Here is a 22,360-nt window from a genome sequence, read left to right as displayed (position 1 = left end):
CACTAGGAATAGAACGTCGGGATCGGCAGGCGCTGGTTCAAAGCCCAGTCGCCCAGTTCGTGCAGCTTGTAGTCCAGCGGGTCGTGCAGGCTCTGGGTGCGCAGGTTGCGCCAGTGCCGGTCGAGCCCGACCGACGCCTGGGTGGCGCGGGCGCCGGTGACGTCGAAGACCTTGCTGCAGATCTCCAGGCCGTCGCGGCTGGCGGCGACCTTGGCCGTGGCAATCGCCACCGCCACCTGGCCGCGCTGTTCGGCGCTCAGCGATGCACCTTTGGCCCACGCCTGGTCGAGCTCGTAGGCGGCCTGCTCGACCAGGAGCCGGGCGCCCTGCAGGCGCACCCAGAAGTCGCCGTAATGGCCGAGCACGTAGGGGTCTTCGTGGCTGTGCTGGGCCGAGGACTTGAACCAGCGCCGCGACTCGTTGCGGGTGTAGCTGCGGGCTTCCTCGAACGCGCCTTCGGCGATGCCGAGGAAGATGTTGGCAAAGTGCAACTGGGCGATCAGCGGGCGCAGGCAGGCGAACGGTGTGCTCAGCGGACCGGGATCGAGCAGCAGGTCGCTGTCCTCGACCCGCACCCGTTCGAAGCTGGCACTGCCACTGTCGGTCTGGCGCTGGCCCATGTTGTGCCAGTCGTGGTGTAGGGTGATGCCGGTGCGGCCACTGGGGATTGCAGCAATCAGCAGCTTGCCGCCAGCGGCTTCGTCGACCGCCGAGGCGATGAGCATTTCCGAGTCGCTGGCGCCGGAGCAGAAGCTCTTCTTGCCGGAAAACTCGCGCCAGCTGCCGCGATCCTTGACTACCGTGCGGGTGTCCAGCGGGTTCAGCGCATTGCCCCAGAACCAGTGCTTGCGCGCGGTCAGCTCGAACCACGGCTGCCATTGCTCCGGGGTGGCGAACAGGCGCACGGTGGCCAGCATCAGGTGATGGAAGCCGAACACGTGGGCCAGCGAGCTGTCGACACGGGCGAAGGTACGGACCACCTCGAAGGTTTCGCTCCAGCTGGCGCCCAGACCGCCGAATTCGCTGGGGATGCTCAGGGCCAGCAAACCGCTGGCGCGCAGGGCGTCGCGCTCGGCCTTGGGCGTGCCGCCCAGGCGTTCGCGCTCCACCACGGTCAGGGCGAACTCGCTGGCCAGCTCCCGTGCAGTGTGCAACGGGGATAAACGGGATGTGTGCAACGTAGCGCTCACGCGGGGTTACCTATGTCGGGAGTTCAGGCGCTCTGACGCAGCGATGCGCCAGCGCGGCCCAGGACTGGCGCGGCACGTTCGGCGGCCAGACGGATACGGGCCTGCAGCAGTTCGGCTTCGACGCTGGCCGGCAGTTCCTGGCGCGACAGCGCGCCACCCAGTGGCCGGGCGATATCGGCCAGCTCGATGACATGGGCGTTGATCGGCAGCTGGCGGGCCAGCTCGGCGACGATGGCCTCGGCCAGTACCAGGGTGCGCGAGGGGCGGTAGGCGCCCCCGGAAACGACAACGACGTGCAACGGAGCAGACATGATGAATTCCTTGGCTGTTGTTCAGCAGGCAATGATGGACAGCAGTGCCTGGAGCAAGACCTGTACCAACCTGTTACATCCTGAATTTATGGGGCGGGGGCACGGCGCCGGGGGCATTGGGCTGTACCCGATGCGCGGTTTCTGTTGCTTTGCTGTTGCTGGGCAAACAGTTGCTGGAGCAACACTTGTTGCGTTCGAATCATGCTAATTGATCTAAAAACATTGGAATAAATAACTTTTAGGCATTTCAATAGCTCGGTTTTTATATTTCCAAATAGAATATAAATGTCGTTATTTATTCTTTTGAGATTTTATCGGCTGCATGCAATCTGCATTCAACGCACTGCCAGCCGGTGCCCCAATCAGGAAGGAGCAGCACATGACCATCAAGGCAATCAACGTCCGCAATCAGTTCAAGGGCACGATCAAGGAGATCATCGAGGGGCCGGTGGTGTCGGAGATCGATGTGCAGACCCAGGCGGGGATTGTGACGTCGGTGATCACCACCCGCTCGGTGCATGAGCTGGAACTGCGCATTGGCAGCGAGGTGATTGCGTTCGTGAAGTCGACCGAGGTGTCGATCGCCAAGCTTTGACTGAAGTCGGCGGTTGGCTGAGGGGGCTTTGCTGTGGGAGCCGGCCTGGCCGGCGATGCGCTCGCACTGGCCCTATCGCCGGCAAGGCCGGCTCCCACAGGGCTTTTGCAGGGGGCGGTTACACCACCAATGACAGCAGCATGATAAAGATGATCCCGACCACCGAGAGGAGCGTCTCCATCATGCTCCAGGTCTTGAACGTCTCGGCCACGGTCATGTTGAAGTACTGCTTCACCAGCCAGAACCCGGCATCGTTCACGTGTGACAGGATCAGCGAACCGGCACCGGTCGCCAGTACCAGCAGCTCGCGGTTCACCCCCGGCACCATGGCGATCACCGGCGCGACAATCCCCGCCCCGGTGATGGTTGCCACTGTTGCCGAGCCGGTGGCGATGCGAATCACCGCTGCCACTAGCCAGGCCAGCAGGATCGGCGAGATCTGCGCCTGCACCGCCATCTGCCCGATCACGTTACCCACGCCGGTGTCCACCAGCATCTGCTTGAAGCCCCCGCCGGCGCCGACAATCAGAATGATCGCGGCGGTCGGTGCCAGGCTCTGGTCGAGCAGTTTCATGATCTGCTGACGGGAGAAGCCACGCGCTGCGCCAAAGGTATAGAACGCCAGCAGCAACGCGGCGAGCAGGGCGCTGATCGGGTGACCGATCAGGTCCATCCACTGGCGGAAAATGTGCTCGGGGGCAAACACCACGTCGGCAAAGGTCTTCAGCAGCATCAGGAACACCGGCAGCAGCACGGTGATCAGGGTCACGCTGAAGCTCGGCAGGTTCTTCTGCTCGGACTCGCGGGCGATCTGGTCCATCAGCTCCTGGGACGGCGAGCCGGGGATGTACTTGGAAATGAAGTTACCGTACAGCGGCCCGGCGATGATTGCCGTTGGCAGCGCGATGATCAGCCCGTAGAAGATGGTCTTGCCGATATCGGCCTGGAAGATGCCGATGGCCAGCAGCGGCCCCGGGTGCGGCGGCACCAGGCCGTGCACCACCGACAGCCCGGCCAGCAGCGGAATACCGATCTTGATCAGCGACACCCCGGAGCGCCGGGCGACGATGAACACCAGCGGGATCAGCAGCACGAAGCCGATCTCGAAGAACAGCGGAATGCCCACCAGGAACGCGGCGAACATCATCGCCCAGTGCACCTTCTGCTTGCCGAAGGCGCGGATCAGCGTCTGCGCGATCTGGTCGGCACCGCCAGAGTCAGCCATCAGCTTGCCGAGCATGGTGCCCAGTGCCAGCACGATGCCGACGAAACCGAGCACGCCGCCAAAGCCGTCCTGGAACGACTTCATCACTTTGGCTACCGGCATCCCGGAGGTCAGGCCAAGGAAGCCGGCGGCCAGGGTCAGGGCGACGAAGGGGTGGACCTTGAAGTGGGTAATCAGCAGCACCAGACCAACGATGGTGACCAGTGCGTCGAGCAGAAGGTAGGTATCAGTTGCCAAACCAAACATGGTTCAGTGCCTCATATTGTCATTGTTGTGGGCGGAACTATTGCAGCGTAGTAGAGCTAAGACAGCGCTATCTTTGGTGAGCCGGAAACGCCCGTGACATCAGGCCGTTCGCGCCAGCGCCGGTTCACCGGAAGGCTTTAGCCAGTGGTCGACCTGCAACGACAGCGTGTCGATGGCCAGGGTCGCGTCCAGGGTCAGGGTCAGCGGCTCGCCATGCGGCGCTTCGAGGGCGGCGAACTGGCTGTCGATCAGGCTCGCCGGCATGAAGTGGCCGGGGCGGGCGAGCACACGGCGCTCGGCTTCCTGCGGGGTGAGTTCGAGGAACACGAAGCCAAGGTCGGGCACTGCGTGGCGCAAGGCGTCGCGGTAGCGGCGCTTGAGCGCCGAGCAGGTGAGGATCGGCCGCTCGCCGGCCTTGATCGTCGCCTGCAGCTCCTGGCCGAGGCGAATCAGCCAGCCGGCGCGGTCGTCGTCGTTGAGAGGGATACCGGCGCTCATCTTGTCGATGTTGGCCTTGGGGTGGAACGCATCGCCTTCGATCAGGCGGCCGCCACTACGTTCGGCAATGGCAGAACCGACGCAGCTCTTGCCGCAGCCAGCCACACCCATTACCACGATAGCGGACAGGGGAGAGTTCATCGTGACCTCCTGCAGGGCAAGATAGCGCTATCTTTGGCCGAGAGCGAGAAACCCTCGGTGGCTATCCACCCGGATGTTATTGGTTTTGTAGAAGCAGTTTGGACGCTCATCGCCGTACACCTGCAGTTACGCATTGCCTGACGCCTGAGACAGCGCTACCTTAGTGCCCGTTCCCCATTCTTTGCAAGTCGAAAAATAAAAATCCCCATGTCCCGTATTGGCTCTCGTACTACCGGTCGTCCGACCCTGGCTGAAGTCGCCAGGCTTTCCGGGGTTTCCCCGATTACCGCCTCGCGGGCGCTGCGCGGGGTCAGCACCGTGGCCCCGGAACTGGTGCAGAAGGTCAAGGACGCCGCCGCCGCACTCGGCTATGTGGCCAACCCGGCCGCTCGCGCGCTGGCCTCGGCGCAGAGCCAGTCGATTGTGGTGTTGATCCCGTCGCTGTCCAACCAGCTGTTCATCGACACCCTCGAAGCGATTCACGACGTGATGCGTCCGCGCGGCCTGGAAGTGCTGATCGGCAACTTCCACTACGACGTCGAGGAAGAGGAAAACCTGATTCGCAACTACCTGGCCTATCAGCCCTGCGGCATCCTGCTGACCGGTTTCGACCGCACCGAGGCGGCGCAGAACATGCTCGCCGCCAGCGGTGTGCCCTGCGTGCACATGATGGAGCTGGGCGGGCCGGCACAGGCGATGTCGGTGGGGTTCTCCCAGCAGCAGGCCGGCCGCGCGGCTGCGCAGCACCTGATCGAACGCGGCCGCCGCCGCCTGGGCTTCATTGCCGCGCAGCTCGACCCGCGGGTGATGCAGCGCGCCGAAGGCTTCCGCCAGGCGCTGGTCGAGGCCGGACTGTATGACCCGGCGCTGGAGATGCTGGCGCCGAAACCCTCGTCGATTGGCCTGGGGGGCGAGTTGTTCAGCCAGTTGCTGGCCGGCAATGGCGATGTCGACGGGATCTTCTTCTGCAACGACGACCTGGCCCAGGGCGCGATCTTCCAGGCCCAGCGCCAGGGCATCGAGGTGCCGGGGCAGGTGGCGATGGTCGGCTTCAACGACCTGCCGGCCTCGGCGCACCTGGTACCGCGCCTGACCTCGATCCGCACGCCGCGCGCCGCCGTCGGCCGGCAGGCGGCGCAGGCGCTGCTGGCCTTGCTCGATGGCAAGGCGGTGCAGGCGCGAACCCAGGACCTGGGCTTCGAACTGGTGGTGCGCGAAAGCAGCTGATTTCGGGCGATGGGCGGTGATGGCAGATAGCTTGCAGGGTGTAAAGCGCGTTCTATGCTGAGCTCATCCGCCCATGGAGTGGTTGCAAAATGTTTGGAATCCACGATAAGTCCGACCTCGCTGAAATCCAACGTAGTCATCAGGCACTCTCCGGCGCTCAGGCGAAGTTGGCCGCGATAAGCCGCTCCATGGCGGTCATCGAGTTCACTGCGGACGGCATCATCGTCGATGCCAACGCGAATTTCTGCAAAACCACTGGTTACAGCGCCGAAGAACTGCGTGGCAAGCACCACCGCATGTTCTGTACCGAGGCCTACAGCAAATCCGACGAATACCGCCAGCTGTGGCGCGACCTGGCCCGCGGCGAGCCGCGCAGCGGCACCTTCGCCCGGCAGCACAAGAATGGTAGCGAGATCTGGCTGGAAGCCAGCTACATGCCGGTGGTCGACGGCAACCAGCAGGTTACCAGCGTGATCAAGGTGGCCTCGGACATCAGCCAGCGGGTGCGCGACGAGCATGAGAGCGAAAGTCTGTTGCATGCCATCGGCCGTTCCATGGCGGTGATCGAGTTCACCCCCGAAGGCCGGGTGATTCGCGCCAACGAGAATTTCCTGCAGACCATGCACTACCGCCTCGACGAGGTGGTGGGCCAGCACCACAGCCTGTTCTGCCACCGCAGCGAAAGCGAATCGCCGGCCTACAAGGCATTCTGGGCCTCGCTCAATCGCGGCGAGTACCATTCCCATCGCTTCGAACGGGTCAACAAGCTTGGCCAGATGGTCTATCTGGAAGCCTCCTACAACCCGATTTTCGATACCCAGGGGCGCCTGTATAAAGTGGTGAAGTTCGCCAGCGACATCACCCAGCAGGTCACCACCCAGCAGAGCGCTGCCGAAGCCGCGCATGCCACCTCGGTGCAAAACGACGCGAGCGCGCGCAAAGGCTCGCAAGTGGTGCAGAAAACCGTGCAGGTGATCGAAGAGATTTCCCGCGAGCTGAATGCCGCGGCCAGCAGCATCGATGCGGTGAGCCGGCAATCGGAGCTGATCGGGCAGATCGTTCAGACCATCCGCAGCATCGCCGACCAGACCAACCTGCTCGCCCTCAACGCCGCTATCGAGGCGGCGCGGGCCGGCGAGCATGGCCGCGGCTTTGCCGTGGTCGCCGACGAAGTGCGCAACCTGGCGGCGCGCACCAGCCAGGCGACGCTGGAGATTGTCGAGGTGGTGCGGCAGAACCACGATCTGTCATTGACCGCCGTCGCCAGCATGCAGTCGAGCCTGTCGCGTACCGACCTGGGTGTGGAGCTGGCGAATGAAGCCGGCGAGGTGATCCTGGAGATTCAGCAAGGCTCGCAGCATGTGGTCGACGCCATCAGCCAGATCAACTCGACCCTGCAACTGCATTAACCGGCAGTGGCACGGACCAGGTGCTGCTGAAGCTCTTCGAGGCTGTGCTCCAGGGCCTGGGTCAAGCTCGCCAGGGCCTGTGCCGGCGCGTCGCCGACACAGGCCTGTTCCAGCGCGTCGCACTGGGCCACCAGGCCGCGTGCACGGAGCATCTTGGCGCCGCCCTTGATCCGGTGGGTCACGTCTCGCAAGGCGCCGCGGGTCGGTGCCGCACCCAGGGCGCGCAGGGCGTCGAGGTCTTCGGCGTTGCTCTGCAGCAGCTCCTGTAACAGGCGCTGGATGAGGTCTGGATCGCCCAGGGTCAGGTGGGTCAGGTTGTCCAGGTTGAAGCCGCTGCTAGCCTCGCCGGGCGCGGGCGCGGACACGGCGCCGCACCTGCCTTTTACCCCGCTCAGGTGCCGGCGCAGTTCGCCCAGGCCGATGGGCTTGAACAGGCAGTCGTCCATGCCCGAGGCCAGGCAGCGTTCGCGCTCCTCCAGCTGGGCGTTGGCGGTGAGGCCGAGGATCAGGCCGCGGGACTGGCCGCGTGCGCGTTCTGCGGCCCGGATCAGCCGGGTCAGCTCATGGCCGTCGATGCCGGGCATGTTGCAGTCGGTGATGACCACGTCGAAGCGACCCTGCTGCCAGGTGTGCAGGGCGCTGCTGCCATCGCTGGCTTGCTGCACACGGTGGCCGAGCACGCCGAGCTGCTTGTCCAGCAGCATCAGGTTGGCCGGGTAGTCATCCACCACCAGGATCTCCAGCGCCGTGCGCGCCTGCGGCTGCAGCGGCCCGCTGGGCACCGGGAGGGCGGCGATGTCGCTCAGTGGCAGGGTCAGTTGCAGGGTCACTCGGGTACCCTCGCCGGGGCTGCTGTGCAGGCTCAGGCGGCCGCCCATCAGTTCGCACAAGGTGCGGCAGATCACCAGGCCCAAGCCGCTGCCTTGCAGGCCCTGCTGGTTGCCGGCCTGGGCGAATGGGCGAAACAGTCGAGCCTGGTCGCGGGCATCGATGCCGATGCCGCTGTCGCTTACTGTCAGGGTGACCGCCAGGGCCTGGCTGTGGGCCTGCGGGCGCACCTTGAGGTCGAGCGCAACGTGGCCGTGCTCGGTGAACTTGATGGCGTTGCTCAGCAGGTTCGAAAGGATCTGGCGCACGCGCAGGGGGTCGAGCAGCACGGCCTGGTTCAACGTGTCGAGCGTACAGCGCAACGCCAGGCCCTTGAGCCGGGCGCTGCTGCTGAACACTTCGACGGTACTGCCGATCAGCGCCACGAGGTCGGTCGGCTCCGCCGCCAGCTCGATATGCCCGGACTCGATGCGGGCAATGTCGAGCACGTCGCCGATCAGTGCCAGCAGGCCGTTGGCCGAGTCATAGGCCACCTGTAGCGCCGAAGCGTCGATACGGCCGTCCTCGGCATCCTTGAGCGACAGCTCCAGCAGGCCGATCACCGCGTTCATCGGGGTGCGGATTTCATGGCTGATGGTGGCGAGGAAGGTCGACTTGGCGTGGTTGGCGCTGTCGGCCTGTTCCTTGGCCTGGCGCAGCTCTTCGAGCAGGCTTTCGCTGATTTTCAGTTGACGTTGCAAGGCCTGCTCGGCGTCGCTGCGCTGACGGATCAGTTTGCGCAGGTAGCGGTTCCACAGGGCGATCGCGCAAATCAGCAGGCCGGCGACCGTGAGGATCTGGAAGATCAGCGAGCGGTAGTTGTGCCAGGGTGTGCTGCCCAACGGTGCGTTGACCCGCCAGCGGTTGACCATCTCGGTCATTTCGTCCGGCGGGATGCTCAGCAGGGTCTTGTCGAGGATGCTGTGCAGCAGGCTGGCGTCGCGGGCGGTGGCGAACGCGGCGAGCGCCGGCGTGTCGTCCAGCGGGGCGGCAATCCGCAGACGATCCTTGAACACATGGCTGATGTAATAGTTGGCGTTGATCAGCGAGCTGAGGGCGACATCGGCACGGCCCTGGGCCACGTATTCCATCAGCGCCAGCGGGTCGTCCAGTTCGATCAGCACGATCTGCGGGTAGCGCCGGCGCAGCTCGCTGGCCACTGGTGTCGCGCGAATCAGTGCCAGACGCTTGCCGTTGAGTTCACTCGGGCTGTGCACGGCGTTATCGCGCAGGCCGGTCACCAGCACCCGTGGGTTGGCGAAGTAGGGCCGGGTGAAGGCCAGGCTGCGCGCGCGTTGCGGGCCGTATTGCAGGGCGCCGACGATATCGGCCTGGCCGTTTTCGACCTGCGCGATCATGTCCGGTACCGAGGCGCTTTCGATCACCTTGAAGGCCAGCCCGGTGCGCAGGCTGACCTGCTCCAGCAGGTCGGCCATGACCCCGCGGAAGCGATGGCCCTCGTCGAAGAAACTCAGTGGCGCGAAGTACTTGTTCACCACCACCCGTTGCGTCGGGTGCTGCTTGATCCAGGCCAGTTCGGCTGGGGTCAGGGTCAAGGCTTTCTTGTTCAGCAGCACGCTGCTGACGCCGCTGCTCCAGCGCCGGGCGATGTTCAGCCGGTTGCTATCGGTAATGTTGTCCAGCGCCTGATTGAGCAGTTGCAGCAATTGCGTACTCTTGCCGCTGACGGCGAAGGCGAACGAGGAACGCTCGGGTTTGACGTAGCGCGATACCAGCAAGCTGTCGCGGTAGTTCTTGCCGATCATGAAGTCGGCACTGATCGCGTCGCCGATAAAGACATCGGCCTGGCCCAGGGCGGTGGCCGACAGGGCCGCCATGGTCGAGGGGTACAGCTGCAGTTCGGCGCGCGGATACAGGCGCTGTACCTGTACCGTCGGCAGGTAGTGATCGACCATTGCCAGGCGCAGGCCGGCGAGGTCGTCGGGGTAGCGCTGGTCGAAGGGCGTGACAATCACCGGTTGGTCGTCGGCATAGGGCGCGCTCAGCACCAGGTTCTGCTCGGCGGCCTCGAAGCCGTTGGCACTGCCGAGCAGGTCGATGCGGCCGCTGTGCAGGGCCTCGATGGCCTGGCGGCGATTGGCGAACTGGTAGACCTCGACCGGGATCTTCAATTGTTCGCTGACCAGCCCGATGTAGTCGGCGGTCAGCCCCTCGTAATCGTCCTGGCTGATATTGATGTCCAGCGGCGGGTAGTCGGGCGAGGAGGTGCCCAGGCGCAGCACCTGCTTGGCCTTGAGCCATTGGCGCTGCTCGGCGCTGAGTTGCAGCGCAGGGCTGCTGCTCATCGAGCGCGCCAGCAGGTGGCGTGGGGTCACCGGTTCGAGGGCGGTGGCCGATTGCAGTGCAAATAGCCCGAGCAGGCCACCGAACAGTACGAGGACAAGCGGGCGTAGGGGCATAGGGCGGCTCAGCTTAGCTTGTGTCGGTTGGCCAACTCGACCATTTCCACCAGCGAATCAACCTGGAGCTTTTCCATGATCCGCGCTTTATAGGTACTTACCGTCTTCGCGCTGAGCAGCATGCTCTCGGCGATATGGGTGTTGGAGGCGCCCTTGATCAGCAGGGCGAGCACGGCGATTTCGCGATTGGACAGACGATCGAGGCGCTCCAGCTCCGAACCCGAGGCGTCGAGCACATGGCCTGAGTCCGGCAGGTAGGAGTAGCCGGAAAGCACAGCCTTGAGCGCGGCACGCAGGATATCCAGGCTGTCTTCCTTGACCACGAACGCCGAGGCGCCGGCTTCGATGCAGCGCCGGGCATACAGGCGCTGTGGTCGGCCGGTGAGGATCAGCACCCGCGGCGGGTTGTCCTGCGCGCGCAGACGCTCCAGTACGCCAAGGCCGTCCAGCTGTGGCATGCCGAGGTCGAGTACGACCACGTCCGGTTGCAGTTTGCGCGCCAGCCCGACTGCGGTTGCACCATCCTGGGCCTGGCCAACCACTTCGTAGCCGTCGCGTTCGAGCATCAGGCGCGTGGCGAACAATATGATGGGGTGGTCATCGACGAGTAGGACCTTGTGCATGGCGCAGCTCTTTTTCAGAAGTGTATGTTTCCCGAGTCATTCGGAAAGACGCCTGTCAGGAAAAACCGGCAGGGACGCCACGATACGTCGAATCAGGTTGAATGAGTACACGAAGTATAGATGTGTGGGATTAATGCGGGTGGATTGAGGATTTTTCCTACAAGACCCGTCCCCGCGCGGCGAAACGCCCGGCGCCACAGGGAAATGCCCCTGGGCGCCTTGCACGCCGAGGGGCTACGGGGTCAGTTAGAACGAGGTGGTGACCGAAGCGAAGTAGGCACGACCCGGTTCGTTGTAGGTCAAGGCACCGGCCTCGTCCGAGTTGCCCTCGCGGTACAGCCGCTTGTCAAACAGGTTGTTGACACCCACGCGCACGCTGAAGTTCTGGTTGAAGGCGTAACCGCTGCTGATGCCGACCAGCCCATACGGGTCGACGTCCTTCTGTACCGTGCGGTCCAGCGGCTCGTTGAGGCGGGCGTTGTAGCCCGGCGCTTCCTGCTTGCCGTAATAGGTGCCGTTGACCTGGAACGACAGCTTGTCGGTGGCGTTCCAGTCCAGCGTGGTGTTGACCGTGTACTTGGGAATCACGCTCAGTGCTTCGCCGGTTTCCTTGTCCTTGGAATCGATCATGTAGGTGAAGTTGGTGTTCCAGTCCAGGCTCGGCGTCAGCTCGACGAACAGGTTGCCCTCGATGCCTTGCACCAGTGCCTTGCCCTTGTTCTCCCACTGCAGGATCCGGCGGCCGTTGGGCAGGCGGTACAGCGCCTGGTTGCTGGCGTCGATCTTGTTCTTGTAGTCGTTGCGGAAGTAGGTCGCGCTGGTGCGCCAGGTGCCCTTGTCGTAGGCCAGGCCGATTTCCTTGTTGACGCTGATTTCCGGCTTGAGGTTGTCGTTACCCAGCAGGTAGCAGCCGCCGATGTTGGTTTCGCCCGAATTGCAGCCGTTGCCGCGGCTGTACAGCAGGTAGTTGGGGTTGGCCTGGTACAGGTTCGGGGTCTTGTAGGCGCGGGCGATACCGCCCTTGATGCTCAGGGCCTCGGTGATCTGGTGCGAAGCGTTCAGGCTTGGGCTGAAGTTGTCGCCGAAGCGCTCGTGGTGGTCGTAGCGCAGGCCAGGGGTGACGATGGTGTCGCTGCCGACTTCGATGTTGTCCTCGACGAACAGCGCGTGGCTGCGCGCGGTGGTCTTGGTTTCGCGGGCGAAACCGGCCGGGTCGTAGCCTTGCGGACGCAGCGAGCCTGGGTCGTTGAGCGACTCGTAGAGGTATTCGGCGCCGACGGTCAGCACCTGCTCCAGGCCGTAGCTCAGCGGCAGGTTCAGCTCGCCGTTGGCGCGGGTGTTGCGCAGGCGCGATTCGAAGCGCCCGGCGCCTGCGCTTGGGGCACCTTCGCCCCAGCCGGCCAGGCCTTCGTTGAGACGGTCGTTGCGGGTCAGGTCGTAGGACAGCGCGGCCATCGAACTGCCCCAGTCGAAGTCGCCATGGTGGGTGAGGGCGAACGCCGAGCGCTGCATGATGTTGGTTTCTTTGCCGTTCTGGCTTTCGACGAAGGCGCCGCCGGCGTTGAGCATGGTATCGCCGGCGAAGATGTTGCCTTGGCGGCTGTAGCTGGCTTCCAGGTCAACGGTATGCTGCGGGTTGATCTTCCAGCTGAGCATGCCGTTGATGTCTTTGTTGCGCACGCCTTCGCGGCCAGCCATCAACGACTCCTCGAAGGCCTGGTGGGCCGAGTTGATCCTCTGGTCGTCGGCGTCGGTTTTGTTCAGGCCGCCGTAGACGCGGAAGATCAGGTCGTCGGTGAGTGGCCCGCTGAGGCTGAAGTTGGTGCGCTTGCTCATGCCTTCGGCGTCGTCTTCGGGCAGCAGGGTGTAGAGGGTCATGGCGCCCTTGAGCTCCGCGCTTGGGCGCTTGGTGATGATGTTGACCACGCCGCCCATGGCCCCGGAGCCGTAGCGCGCGGCGGCCGGGCCACGGAGAATCTCGATGCGCTCGACGGCTTCGGCCGGTACCCAGTTGGTTTCGCCGCGGGTGTCGCGGTCGCCGCTCCAGCCATAACGCACGGCGTTGCGCGAGGTCGACGGCTTGCCATCGATAAGGATCAGGGTGTTTTCCGGGCCCATGCCGCGCAGGTCGATCTGACGGTTGTTGCCGCGTGCGCCGCTGGTGCTGTTGCCGGTGAGGTTGACGCCGGGTTCGCGGCGGATGATGTCCGAGAGGTCGTTGCTCGGTGGGCGCTTCTGGATGTCTTCGGCGGTGATGATCGACACGCCCGGTGCCTGTTTCAGTTCTTCTTCGGCGGTACCCAACACCCGGGTGTTCTCCAATTGGATGGCCTGGCGACTGCCATCTACCGGCAGGTCCTGGGCCTCGATAGGAATGTCCAGTGCCACGGGGGCGGCTTGCAACGCAGTGGTGCCGGTGACGGCCAGCACGGCGAGGGTGAGGTGGCTGAGGTTGAAGCGCGACACCATGTCAGATCTCTCCTGAGACAGAAAACGAGCAGGCAGGCAGAGGTTCACCCGCTCAAGAAAGGCGAGAATGGTAGTTATTATCATTTGTGTGTAAAGGGGTTGGCGAAAAAATAAAATATTAAGCGGGAACCACGGGTTAGAGCGGTTTGAGCGAGGGGTAAGTGAGGAGAGGAAATAAGTAAATTTTGTGTAAATACCTTATAAATCAATGCGTTATAAGGAATTTTTGAATCATTTTATTAGGTTTGGTGTTTGGCGTATTCTCAGTGATTAAAAATCAATAAAAACAAAGACTTATGAGCTATAGTTACAGCTATATCTTGGATTAGGCCGTAAGCCAAATGAAGCAAGGCGCCGACCCTGCCGGCGCCCGCCGCTCAGTGCCGGCTGCAGCCTTGCTGCTTGACGATGCGCTCGGTCGACGCGGGATTGCGCGCCAGTGCCGCCCCCACACGCGGTGGCCGCGCGACCAGCTCGCCGCCACAATTCGGGCACTGGCCCTTCAAGATATGGTCGTGGCAGTCGCGGCAGAAGGTGCATTCAAACGAGCAGATGAACGCCTCGCGGCTATCGCCCGGCAAGGGGGTGGCACAGCATTCACAGAACGGGCGTAACGCGAGCATGGGCGAATCCTCTGGCAGGGGCGATTGAGCGGTTACTCTGCGACGATCGTGGGCGTGATGCAATGGCCCCGCTCAGGGGCGATACAGATGGGCATGCCCGGCCCGGTACAGCGCCGACTCGGCAAAGCTGTCGCTGGCCAGCACCCGGCCGACCAGGATCAGCGCGGTGCGCCGGAAGCCCTTGGCCAGCACCTGCGGCACGATATCGTCGAGGCAGCCGAGCACCCAGTCCTGGTCGGGCCAGGTGGCGCGGTGCACCACGGCGATCGGGCAGTCGCCGCCGTAGTGCGGGCGCAGCTGCGCGACGATCTTCTCCAGGTGCTGCACCCCGAGGTGGATGGCCATGGTGGTGCCATGGCTGGCCAGGCTCGCCAGGGCCTCGCCGGCCGGCATCGGCGATTTATCGGCGTAGCGGGTGAGGATGACGCTTTGGGCGATGTCCGGCAGGGTCAGCTCGCAGCCCAGCAGCGCGGCACTGGCCGCGGCTGCGGTCACGCCGGGAACGATCTCGTAGGGAATGCCCAGCGTGCGCAGGTGACGGATCTGCTCGCCGATCGCACCGTACAGGCTCGGATCGCCGCTGTGCACGCGGGCCACGTCTTGGCCCTGGGCATGTGCGGCCTGGATCGCTTCGATGATCTGCGCCAAGTGCAGTTCGGCGCTGTTGATCACGGTGCTGGCGCAATGCCCTTCGAGCACCGCGGCGGGAACCAGCGAGCCGGCGTAGATGATCACCGGGCAGCGATGGATCAGGCGCTGGCCCTTGACGGTGATCAGCTCCGGATCGCCGGGGCCGGCGCCGATGAAATAGACGGTCATGGCAAATCCTTGAAAAGAGTCGGCGGATTATCCGCCAAAGGTCGGCACCCAGGCCACTGCCAGGCTGGCGTCGGCGGCCAGGGTGCGTGGCAGGCGCAGGCTGGCAGGGCCCGCGCTGCGGCGTTCGGCCAAGGCCAGGGCAGCGCTTTCGGCCACGCCATAACAACCGCTGTGGGCAAAGGCGATGGCAGAGCGCTGGCTCAGGCGCGCTTCGAACTGCGCCAGCTCGCCAGCACTGAAGAAACGCAAGGGTACGTCCAGCGCCCGCGCCAGTGCGTGCAGGCCGGGTTCATCATGCTTGAGGCCGATACTGGCGATACCGGCAAGCCGGTCGAGGGGCAGGGCGTTGGCCGCGAAGGACCGGCGCAGCAGCCCTTCGAGGGTCTCGGCCGGGCAACCGCGACGGCAGCCCAGCCCGACATACAGCGCAGGCATCAAGCCTGCTGACGACGGTACAGCCAGGCGCTGATCAGGCCCAGGGCCAGCCAGAACGCGGCGTTGGTCAGCAGCGAAGCCACCTTGAACTGCGTTTCCAGCGCTTGCGGTGCCAGGCTTGCATGGACTTCCGGCTGTGGCGCGCCGATCACGTGTGGCAGCACCAGCAGCACCCCGCCCAGGGCCTTGAGCAGCCAGTTGCGGGCAAACACGATCAGCGCCAGGCCGACCGCAGTGCCAGCAGCGGTGCCGGCCCACCAGGCTTGGCGCTGGGCCAGTTCGGCAGCGGCGGTGCCCGGCAACTCCGGCGGCAGGCCGAGGGTTGGTGCCAGGCAGAACACGGCAAACCCAGCCAGGCCCCACAGTGCGCCGCTGGCGGCACGCCCAGGCGCGCGCAGGGTATACAGCGCAGCGAGGATCAGGGCGAAGCCGACGGCGACGACCAGGTTGCCGCCGGTGGTCGACAGCACGCGCTGCCAGCCATCCTCCGGCGACCAGGCTTCGGCATCGTGGTGGTGCTCGGCGGTGCCGGCGGCATGTTCGTGCGCTTCGGCCACCGGCGTGGCGGTTTCGTAGGTTTCCGCCTGCAGAATCAGCGGTGCGACCCAGAAACTTTGCAGCAGGGTCAGCAGCAGGGCAGCCAGCAGGCCGCTGAAGCCTGCGGTGCGGGCGATGCGCTTGATCATCGGGGCAGGTCTCAGTGGCAAGGGAAGGCGGCGCTGTGGCGGGTATCGTGGGCAGCGTTGTGCACCGCTTCGATGTGCGAGAAACCGGCGAAGTACACCAGGCACAGGCCCAGCAGCGACGCGCCGATGGCGACGACGATACGTTGGCTGAGGCTGACGGGGGTGACGGCGGAGTGACTGGCGGTGATCGGCATGGCGCTTTCCTCTGGGTGTTGTTCGGCAACAGGCAAGCGCAGCGCCCCCCGCACGCAGAGCGCCCAGGGGTTGCAACAGCGCCCGCCCACCGCGGGTTTGTCTATCAGCGTTGGGCCGGTCTCCGGGCTGGCGAGGGCTGGCATCACGCGCAGCCAAGGGCGTCACCTTCCCATGCCGGAACAGCGGGCACAGTGGTCAAGACGCTTCCTCGCTTACCGTTGCGGGGGCAGCACCGGCATTGTCGCTCGGCGTTTACAGCCGTGGACGACGCACCGGTTTCCCGTTTCACCTTGTAAAAAGGCACCCAAACGAATGCGGCTAGCAAATCACGGGCGCCGGCATCCGTCAATACAGCGGTTGACCTGCCTGGAGGCACTGCGTAGCCTAGCCGCTTCGAGGTTCTTCGGTGCAAATCGGAGCTAAGACGGGAACGCGGTTCAAGCCGCGGCTGCCCCCGCAACTGTAAGCGTTGCCCCTACAGCGACACAGCCACTGCACAACGGTGCGGGAAGGCGTCGCTGGCGCCGGAGAAACAGCCGGCACAACGCAAGCCAGGAGACCTGCCTCGAACAGTTTCCAACATTCAACCGGGCGGGGTGATCCGGTGGCGAACGCGCCCAGGTTGCACCTGTGGCTCTCGTCCTGCATGCCCGCCATCCTGCCAAGGGCATCGACATGAAAACACTGGCCAAACTCCCCGTTACCATCGTTACCGGCTTCCTCGGTTCGGGCAAAACCACCTTGCTCCGGCACATGCTCGACAATGCCCAGGGCCGCCGCATCGCGGTGATCGTCAACGAATTCGGCGAGCTCGGCATCGATGGCGAAATCCTCAAGCAATGCAGCATCGGCTGCAGCGAGGAAGAGGCCAGCGGCCGGGTCTATGAACTGGCCAATGGCTGCCTGTGCTGCACCGTGCAGGAAGAATTCTTCCCGGTGATGCGCGAGCTGGTGGCGCGCCGCGGCGATCTGGACCACATTCTCATCGAAACCAGCGGCCTGGCCCTGCCAAAACCGCTGGTGCAAGCCTTCCAGTGGCCGGAAATCCGCAATGCCTGCACCGTCGACGCGGTGATCACCGTGGTCGATAGCCCAGCGGTGGCCGCCGGCACGTTCGCCGCCTTCCCGGACCAGGTCGACGCGCAGCGCAAGCTCGACCCGAACCTGGACCACGAATCGCCACTGCACGAACTGTTTGCCGACCAACTGGCCAGCGCCGACCTGGTGATCCTGAACAAGGCCGACCTGATCGCCGCCGATGCCCTGGCCGCCGTGCGTGCCGAAGTACAGGAAGAACTGCCGCCGGCGGTCAAGGTGATCGAGGCGAGCAACGGCCGCCTGCCACTGGACGTGCTGCTGGGCCTGGGCGCCGAGTCCGAGGTGCATATCGATGGGCGCAAGACCCATCACGATTCGCACCACGACGGCGACGACCATGACGATCACGACCACGACGCCTTCGACTCGATCTCCATCGAGCTGCCGCAAGCCGACGAGAGCCTGCTGCTCGACGCACTGACCCAACTGGTGGTGCAGCACGGCATTCTGCGGGTCAAAGGCTTCGCGGCGATTCCGGGCAAACCGATGCGCCTGCTGATCCAGGGCGTCGGCACCCGCTTCGACAAGCACTTCGATCGCGCCTGGCGTGCCGACGAGCCGCGCACCACGCGCCTCGTGCTGATTGGCCAGGAGCTTGACGCGGCGGCACTGGAAGCCAAGCTGCGCGCTGCCCTGGGCGCTTGACCCATGCACTTGCTGCGGACCCAGCCCGGTGGCTTTGTACCGGACGACAGTATTGCCGACCTCGGCCAGACCCCGGCCGAGCTGGTCATTCTCTGCAGCGGTGACTCGCACCTGGCGCTGCTGGCGGAAACCGCCCAGCAGTTGCCCGAGGACTACCCCAGCCTGCGTCTGGCTAACCCGATGCAGGTGCAGAACCATGCCTCGGTCGACCTCTATGTCGACGAGGTGCTGCGTCACGCCAAGGTGATTCTGGTGTCGCTGCATGGCGGCATCGGCTATTGGCGCTACGGCGTCGAACAGCTGGTTGAACTGGCGGCACGGGGCGTGCAACTGATCCTGGTGCCAGGCGACGACCGTCCCGACCCGGAGCTGAGCAGCCTCGGCACGGTGCCGGCGGAGCAGGCCGAACGGCTCTGGCGTTTTCTGCGCGAGGGTGGCAAGGCCAACGCGCTGAACCTGTTCAATTGCCTGGCCAGCCAATGGCTGGGCCGTGCCTACCCCTGGCAGGAGCCACAGCAACTGCCGCGGACCAGCGTCTATCACCCGAACCAGGCCACGGCGCAACTGCGCGACTGGTTCGCCGATTGGCTACCGCAGCAGCCGGTAACGCCGATCCTGTTCTACCGCTCGCACTTGCAGGCGGCCAACACGGCCTTTATCGATACCTTCTGCGCGCGCTTGTTGGCGGCCGGTCTCAATCCGCTGCCGATTGCCGTCGCCAGCCTGAAAGAGGCGGCCTGCCTGGAGCAGGTCGAGCAGTGGCTCGACGAGGTCGACGCGGCGCTGATCATCAACACCACCGGCTTTGCCCAGTCCAGCCCGCAGCAGCCGCACCTGCGGCCGTTCCGCCGCGACATTCCGGTGTTGCAGGCGATTTGCGCGCAGGACAACGAACAAGGCTGGCAGGCCAGCGAACAGGGCCTGGGCGCGCGCGACCTGGCCATGCACATTGCCTTGCCGGAACTGGATGGGCGCATCATTACCCGGCCGATCAGCTTCAAGGACCTGGCCTGGCGCAGCGAGCGCAGCCAGTCCGATGTGGTCTGCTACCGCGCGCACCCGGAACGCATGGATTTCGTCGCCGAGCTGGCGCGGCGCTGGTGCGAACTGGCGCGCCAGCCCAACGCACAGAAGCGCGTGGCGCTGATCCTGGCCAATTACCCGACCCGCGATGGCCGGATCGGCAACGGTGTCGGCCTGGATACGCCGGCTGCAGCGCTGAACATCCTGCGCGCCATGCAGGCACAAGGTTACCCATTGGCACCGCTGCCGGAGAGCGGCACGGCGCTGATCCAGGCGTTGCTCGGTGGGGTCAGCAACGACCTCGACAGCCGCGACCAGCGCCCCTGCGCGCAGAGCATGGCGCTGGACGCTTACCGCGCCGCCTTCGCCAGCCTGCCGCTGGCCAACCAGCAGGCCGTGCGCGAGCGCTGGGGCGAGCCGGAAAACGACCCGATGTGCCGCAACGGACGGATGATGATCGCTGGCCTGCGCTTTGGCCTGACCTTCGTCGGCATCCAGCCGGCGCGCGGCTACCAGGTCGACCCGAGCGCGGTCTATCACGACCCCGACCTGGTGCCGCCGCACGCCTACCTGGCGTTCTATTTCTGGCTGCGCCATGGTTTCGCGGCCGATGCGCTGATCCATGTCGGCAAGCACGGCAACCTCGAATGGCTGCCGGGCAAAGGCGTCGGTCTGTCTGCCGAGTGCTGGCCGGACGCGCTGCTCGGGCCGTTGCCGAACATCTACCCGTTTATCGTCAACGACCCGGGCGAGGGCGCCCAGGCCAAGCGCCGCACCCAGGCGGTGATCATCGATCACCTGATGCCGCCACTGACCCGTGCCGAAACCTACGGGCCGTTGCGTCACCTGGAGCTGCTCGCCGACGAGTACTACGAGGCACAGTTGCTTGACCCGCGCCGGGCGCGCGAGCTGCAGCGACAAATTCTCGAACTGGTGCGCGACAACCATATCGACCGCGAGTTGCAGCTGGAAGGTGCGCTGGACGATGCCGCCGTCTGGCTGCCACGCCTGGACACCTACCTGTGCGACCTGAAGGAGTCGCAGATTCGTGACGGCCTGCACGTTTTCGGCGAGTCGCCGGCCGGCCGCCTGCGCATCGACACCTTGCTGGCCCTGCTGCGCGTCGAGCGTGGCGATGGCCGCGGGGCCAATGCCAGCCTGTTGCGGGCGCTGGCCCGCGCCATGCGCCTGGGCTTCGATCCGCTGGACTGCGACCTCGGCCAGCCGTGGCAAGGACCGCGCCCCGCTGCGTTGCTGGCGCTCAGCGCCGAGCCATGGCGCACGGCGGGCGACAGCCGCGAGCGTCTGGAGCTGTATGCGGCACAGTTGATCGTGTCGAGCCTGAATGCCAGCCTCTGCCTGCCCGAGGACTGGCCTGAGGTGCAGGCGATCCTGCATGCCCTGCAGGTGCAGGTCGCGCCACAGCTCGATGCCTGTGGTCCGGCGGAAATGCACGGCCTGCTGGCGGCGCTAGACGGCCGTTTCGTCCCCGCCGGACCGAGTGGTGCCCCCAGCCGGGGACGCCTGGACGTGCTGCCGACCGGGCGCAACTTCTATACCGTGGACGTGCGCAATCTGCCCACTACCACGGCCTGGCGCATCGGTTTCGCCTCGGCCAACCTGATTCTTGAGCGCCACCTGCAGGACCACGGTGACCACCTGCGCCAGCTCGGTCTGTCGGTGTGGGGCACCGCGACCATGCGCACCGGCGGCGACGACATCGCCCAGGCCATGGCCCTGCTTGGCGTGCGCCCGGTCTGGGCTAGCGGCAGCCAGCGCGTCGACGACTTCGAGATTCTGCCGTTGAGCCTGCTCGACCGGCCCCGGGTCGACGTGACCTTGCGCGTATCCGGGTTCTTCCGCGATGCCTTCGGCAACCTGATCAAGCTGTTCGATGCCGCCGTGCAGGCGGTGGCGGCACTGGACGAGCCGGATGACCTCAACCCGCTGGCGGCCAAGGTGCGCAGCGAGCGCGCTGCGCTTGAGGCCAATGGTGTGAGCCGCGACGACGCTCAGCGTCAGGCGGGCTGGCGGATCTTCGGCTCCAAGCCCGGTGCCTACGGGGCCGGCGTGCAGAACGCCATCGACGGCCGGCTGTGGAACCGCCGCGAAGACCTCGCCGAGGTCTACCTCAACCATGGTGGCTATGCGTATGGCGGCGCCGACGACGGCACCGCCGCCCGCGAGCACTTTGCCCGGCGCCTGAGCCAGGTCCAGGCGGTGCTGCAGAACCAGGACAATCACGAGCACGACGTGCTCGATTCCAACGACTACTATCAGTTCCAGGGCGGCATGCTGGCGGCGGTGGAAACCCTTGGCGGCGCACCGGCGGCCAGCTACCACGGCGACCACAGCCAGCCCGACCGGCCGCGCATCCGCACCCTCAAGGAAGAACTGAACCGGGTGATGCGTGCCCGCGCGCTGAACCCGAAGTGGATCGACGGGATCAAGCGCCATGGCTACAAGGGCGCTTTCGAGTTGGCGGCGACCGTCGACAACCTGTTTGCCTTCGACGCCACCACGCAACTGATCGACGACCACCATTATCAGGGGTTGGCCGACGCCTACGTGCTCGACGCCGCGACCCGCGCGTTTATCCAACAGCACAACCCCGAGGCCCTGCGCGACATCACCGAGCGCTTGCTGGAAGCCCAGCAGCGCGGGCTGTGGCAGGAACCGGGCGAGTACCGCGAGGCCCTTGAAGAGCAGCTGCTGGACGGCGAAGAAGAGAACTGAACATGAGCGAACCGATCCATTTTCCGTTGGCTGCCGTGGTAGGCGCCGAGGAACTGAAACTGGCCCTGTGCCTCACCGCCATCGACCCGAAGATCGGCGGTGTGCTGATCGAAGGCCCGCGCGGCATGGCCAAGAGCACCCTGGCCCGCGGCCTGGCCGACCTGCTGGGCGAGGGCCCGTTCGTGACCCTGCCGCTCGGTGCGAGCGAGGAACGTCTGGTCGGCACCCTCGACCTGAATGCAGCGCTCGGCCAGGGCCGTGCGCAATTCTCGCCGGGGGTGCTGGCCAAGGCCGACGGTGGTGTGCTCTATGTCGATGAAGTGAACCTGCTGCCAGACCACCTGGTCGACCTGCTGCTGGACGTTGCCGCCAGCGGCACCAACCGCGTCGAGCGCGACGGTATTTCCCACCGGCACAGTGCGCGGTTCGTGCTGATTGGCACGATGAACCCGGAAGAGGGCGAGTTGCGTCCGCAACTGCTCGACCGTTTTGGCCTCAACGTGGTGCTGCACGGGCAGCCATTGCCCGAAGCGCGCGGGCAGATCATTCGCCGGCGGCTGGACTTCGACAGCGACCCTGAAGCGTTCTGTGCCCAGTGGGCAGCGGCTCAGGCGGCGCTGCGCGAGCAGTGCCAGGCGGCGCGCAGTCGCCTGCCACAGATCGCACTGGACGACGCCGCGTTGGCGCAGATCACCGAACGCTGCTTTGCGGCGGGCGTCGATGGCCTGCGCGCCGACCTGGTGTGGCTGCGTGCGGCGCGGGCGCATGCCGCCTGGCGTGGTGATGCGCATATAAAGGAAGAAGATATCGACGCCGTGGCCGAGTTCGCCCTGCGCCATCGCCGCCAGCCGCCTGCGCAGTCGGCCCCGCCGCCGGCCG

At 65.2% G+C, this 22,360-nt stretch carries 18 protein-coding genes, 2 pseudogenes and 2 riboswitches; of the genes and pseudogenes, 8 read left to right on the top strand and 12 right to left on the bottom strand.

The annotated features are described in order from the left end of the window. Positions 1-2: 2 nt before the first annotated feature. Positions 3-1,190 carry an acyl-CoA dehydrogenase family protein gene (locus tag DCO48_RS07855; protein ID WP_116550033.1) on the bottom strand — a complete coding sequence of 396 codons (1,188 nt, stop codon included), beginning with the start codon at positions 1,188-1,190 and terminating at the stop codon, positions 3-5. A gap of 107 nt (positions 1,191-1,297) precedes the next feature. Next, positions 1,298-1,501: pseudogene (locus DCO48_RS07850) on the bottom strand (FMN reductase); the annotation flags it as partial. Here DCO48_RS07850 and DCO48_RS22590 point away from each other — a divergent pair. Together DCO48_RS22590 and DCO48_RS07845 are read left to right on the top strand one after the other, a co-directional pair. Further along, on the top strand, positions 1,500-1,709 hold the full coding sequence (locus tag DCO48_RS22590; protein ID WP_133247601.1) for a hypothetical protein: 210 nt from the start codon (positions 1,500-1,502) through the stop codon (positions 1,707-1,709). The pseudogene DCO48_RS07850 and the gene DCO48_RS22590 sit on opposite strands and share 2 nt — an antisense overlap. A 171-nt stretch (positions 1,710-1,880) precedes the next feature. Beyond that, positions 1,881-2,096 carry a molybdopterin-binding protein gene (locus DCO48_RS07845; RefSeq protein WP_043862773.1) on the top strand — a complete coding sequence of 72 codons (216 nt, stop codon included), beginning with the start codon at positions 1,881-1,883 and terminating at the stop codon, positions 2,094-2,096. 118 nt (positions 2,097-2,214) lie between these two features. Here DCO48_RS07845 and DCO48_RS07840 read toward each other — a convergent pair whose 3' ends face one another. Both DCO48_RS07840 and DCO48_RS07835 read right to left on the bottom strand, forming a co-directional pair. Beyond that, the gene (locus DCO48_RS07840; protein ID WP_116550032.1) at positions 2,215-3,567 is read right to left on the bottom strand and encodes a GntP family permease; all 1,353 of its coding nucleotides are present in this window, start codon (positions 3,565-3,567) and stop codon (positions 2,215-2,217) included. 99 nt (positions 3,568-3,666) lie between these two features. Beyond that, positions 3,667-4,206 carry a gluconokinase gene (locus DCO48_RS07835; RefSeq protein ID WP_116550031.1) on the bottom strand — a complete coding sequence of 180 codons (540 nt, stop codon included), beginning with the start codon at positions 4,204-4,206 and terminating at the stop codon, positions 3,667-3,669. A gap of 207 nt (positions 4,207-4,413) precedes the next feature. On the opposite strand from DCO48_RS07835, the gene DCO48_RS07830 reads away from it, so the two are divergent. The 3 genes and pseudogenes from DCO48_RS07830 to DCO48_RS23190 all read left to right on the top strand — a co-directional run bounded on the left by DCO48_RS07830 (position 4,414) and on the right by DCO48_RS23190 (position 6,842). Beyond that, complete coding sequence (locus DCO48_RS07830) at positions 4,414-5,433, top strand: LacI family DNA-binding transcriptional regulator (protein ID WP_116550030.1); 1,020 nt, start codon at positions 4,414-4,416, stop codon at positions 5,431-5,433. An 89-nt stretch (positions 5,434-5,522) separates the two neighbouring features. Then, a pseudogene (locus DCO48_RS23195) lies at positions 5,523-6,305 on the top strand (PAS domain-containing protein); the annotation flags it as partial. 42 nt (positions 6,306-6,347) lie between these two features. Continuing rightward, positions 6,348-6,842 carry a methyl-accepting chemotaxis protein gene (locus DCO48_RS23190; RefSeq protein ID WP_371919490.1) on the top strand — a complete coding sequence of 165 codons (495 nt, stop codon included), beginning with the start codon at positions 6,348-6,350 and terminating at the stop codon, positions 6,840-6,842. Here the strand turns inward: DCO48_RS23190 and DCO48_RS07820 are convergent. The 8 genes from DCO48_RS07820 to DCO48_RS07785 all read right to left on the bottom strand — a co-directional run bounded on the left by DCO48_RS07820 (position 6,839) and on the right by DCO48_RS07785 (position 15,978). Further along, positions 6,839-10,129 (bottom strand): ATP-binding protein, encoded by a 3,291-nt coding sequence (locus DCO48_RS07820; RefSeq protein ID WP_116550028.1) that lies wholly within the window; start codon positions 10,127-10,129, stop codon positions 6,839-6,841. The genes DCO48_RS23190 and DCO48_RS07820 overlap by 4 nt on opposite strands. Before the next feature lie 8 nt (positions 10,130-10,137). After that, the gene (locus tag DCO48_RS07815) at positions 10,138-10,752 is read right to left on the bottom strand and encodes a response regulator transcription factor (protein WP_116550027.1); all 615 of its coding nucleotides are present in this window, start codon (positions 10,750-10,752) and stop codon (positions 10,138-10,140) included. A 246-nt stretch (positions 10,753-10,998) separates the two neighbouring features. Further along, on the bottom strand, positions 10,999-13,221 hold the full coding sequence (locus DCO48_RS07810) for a TonB-dependent siderophore receptor (protein WP_116550026.1): 2,223 nt from the start codon (positions 13,219-13,221) through the stop codon (positions 10,999-11,001). A gap of 377 nt (positions 13,222-13,598) precedes the next feature. Next, complete coding sequence (locus DCO48_RS07805) at positions 13,599-13,844, bottom strand: DUF1272 domain-containing protein (RefSeq protein ID WP_116550025.1); 246 nt, start codon at positions 13,842-13,844, stop codon at positions 13,599-13,601. Positions 13,845-13,916: 72 nt separating this feature from the next. Beyond that, the gene (cobM, locus tag DCO48_RS07800) at positions 13,917-14,663 is read right to left on the bottom strand and encodes a precorrin-4 C(11)-methyltransferase (RefSeq protein WP_116550024.1); all 747 of its coding nucleotides are present in this window, start codon (positions 14,661-14,663) and stop codon (positions 13,917-13,919) included. 27 nt (positions 14,664-14,690) lie between these two features. Beyond that, entirely contained in the window at positions 14,691-15,098 is a 408-nt protein-coding gene (locus DCO48_RS07795) for a cobalamin biosynthesis protein (RefSeq protein WP_116550023.1), read from the bottom strand. Beyond that, positions 15,098-15,784, bottom strand: a complete 687-nt coding sequence (locus DCO48_RS07790; protein WP_116550022.1) for a CbtA family protein — start codon at positions 15,782-15,784, stop codon at positions 15,098-15,100. Before DCO48_RS07790 ends, DCO48_RS07795 begins: the two co-directional genes overlap by 1 nt. Before the next feature lie 11 nt (positions 15,785-15,795). After that, on the bottom strand, positions 15,796-15,978 hold the full coding sequence (locus DCO48_RS07785; RefSeq protein ID WP_116550021.1) for a CbtB-domain containing protein: 183 nt from the start codon (positions 15,976-15,978) through the stop codon (positions 15,796-15,798). Positions 15,979-16,073: 95 nt separating this feature from the next. Continuing rightward, positions 16,074-16,302, bottom strand: a riboswitch (cobalamin riboswitch). Positions 16,303-16,358: 56 nt separating this feature from the next. Next, positions 16,359-16,562: riboswitch (cobalamin riboswitch) on the top strand. 92 nt (positions 16,563-16,654) lie between these two features. On the opposite strand from DCO48_RS07785, the gene cobW reads away from it, so the two are divergent. The 3 genes from cobW to DCO48_RS07770 all read left to right on the top strand — a co-directional run. Further along, complete coding sequence (gene cobW, locus DCO48_RS07780; protein ID WP_116550139.1) at positions 16,655-17,722, top strand: cobalamin biosynthesis protein CobW; 1,068 nt, start codon at positions 16,655-16,657, stop codon at positions 17,720-17,722. Positions 17,723-17,725: 3 nt separating this feature from the next. After that, on the top strand, positions 17,726-21,481 hold the full coding sequence (gene cobN, locus DCO48_RS07775) for a cobaltochelatase subunit CobN (RefSeq protein ID WP_116550020.1): 3,756 nt from the start codon (positions 17,726-17,728) through the stop codon (positions 21,479-21,481). Between the two features lie 2 nt (positions 21,482-21,483). Then, on the top strand, positions 21,484-22,360 hold an 877-nt coding region (locus DCO48_RS07770; RefSeq protein ID WP_116550019.1), incomplete at its 3' end, for an ATP-binding protein.

It is taken from the genome of Pseudomonas sp. SDI (genome assembly GCF_003105155.1).
Lineage (GTDB): Bacteria > Pseudomonadota > Gammaproteobacteria > Pseudomonadales > Pseudomonadaceae > Aquipseudomonas.
This window is presented reverse-complemented; position numbering and strand designations above follow the sequence as displayed.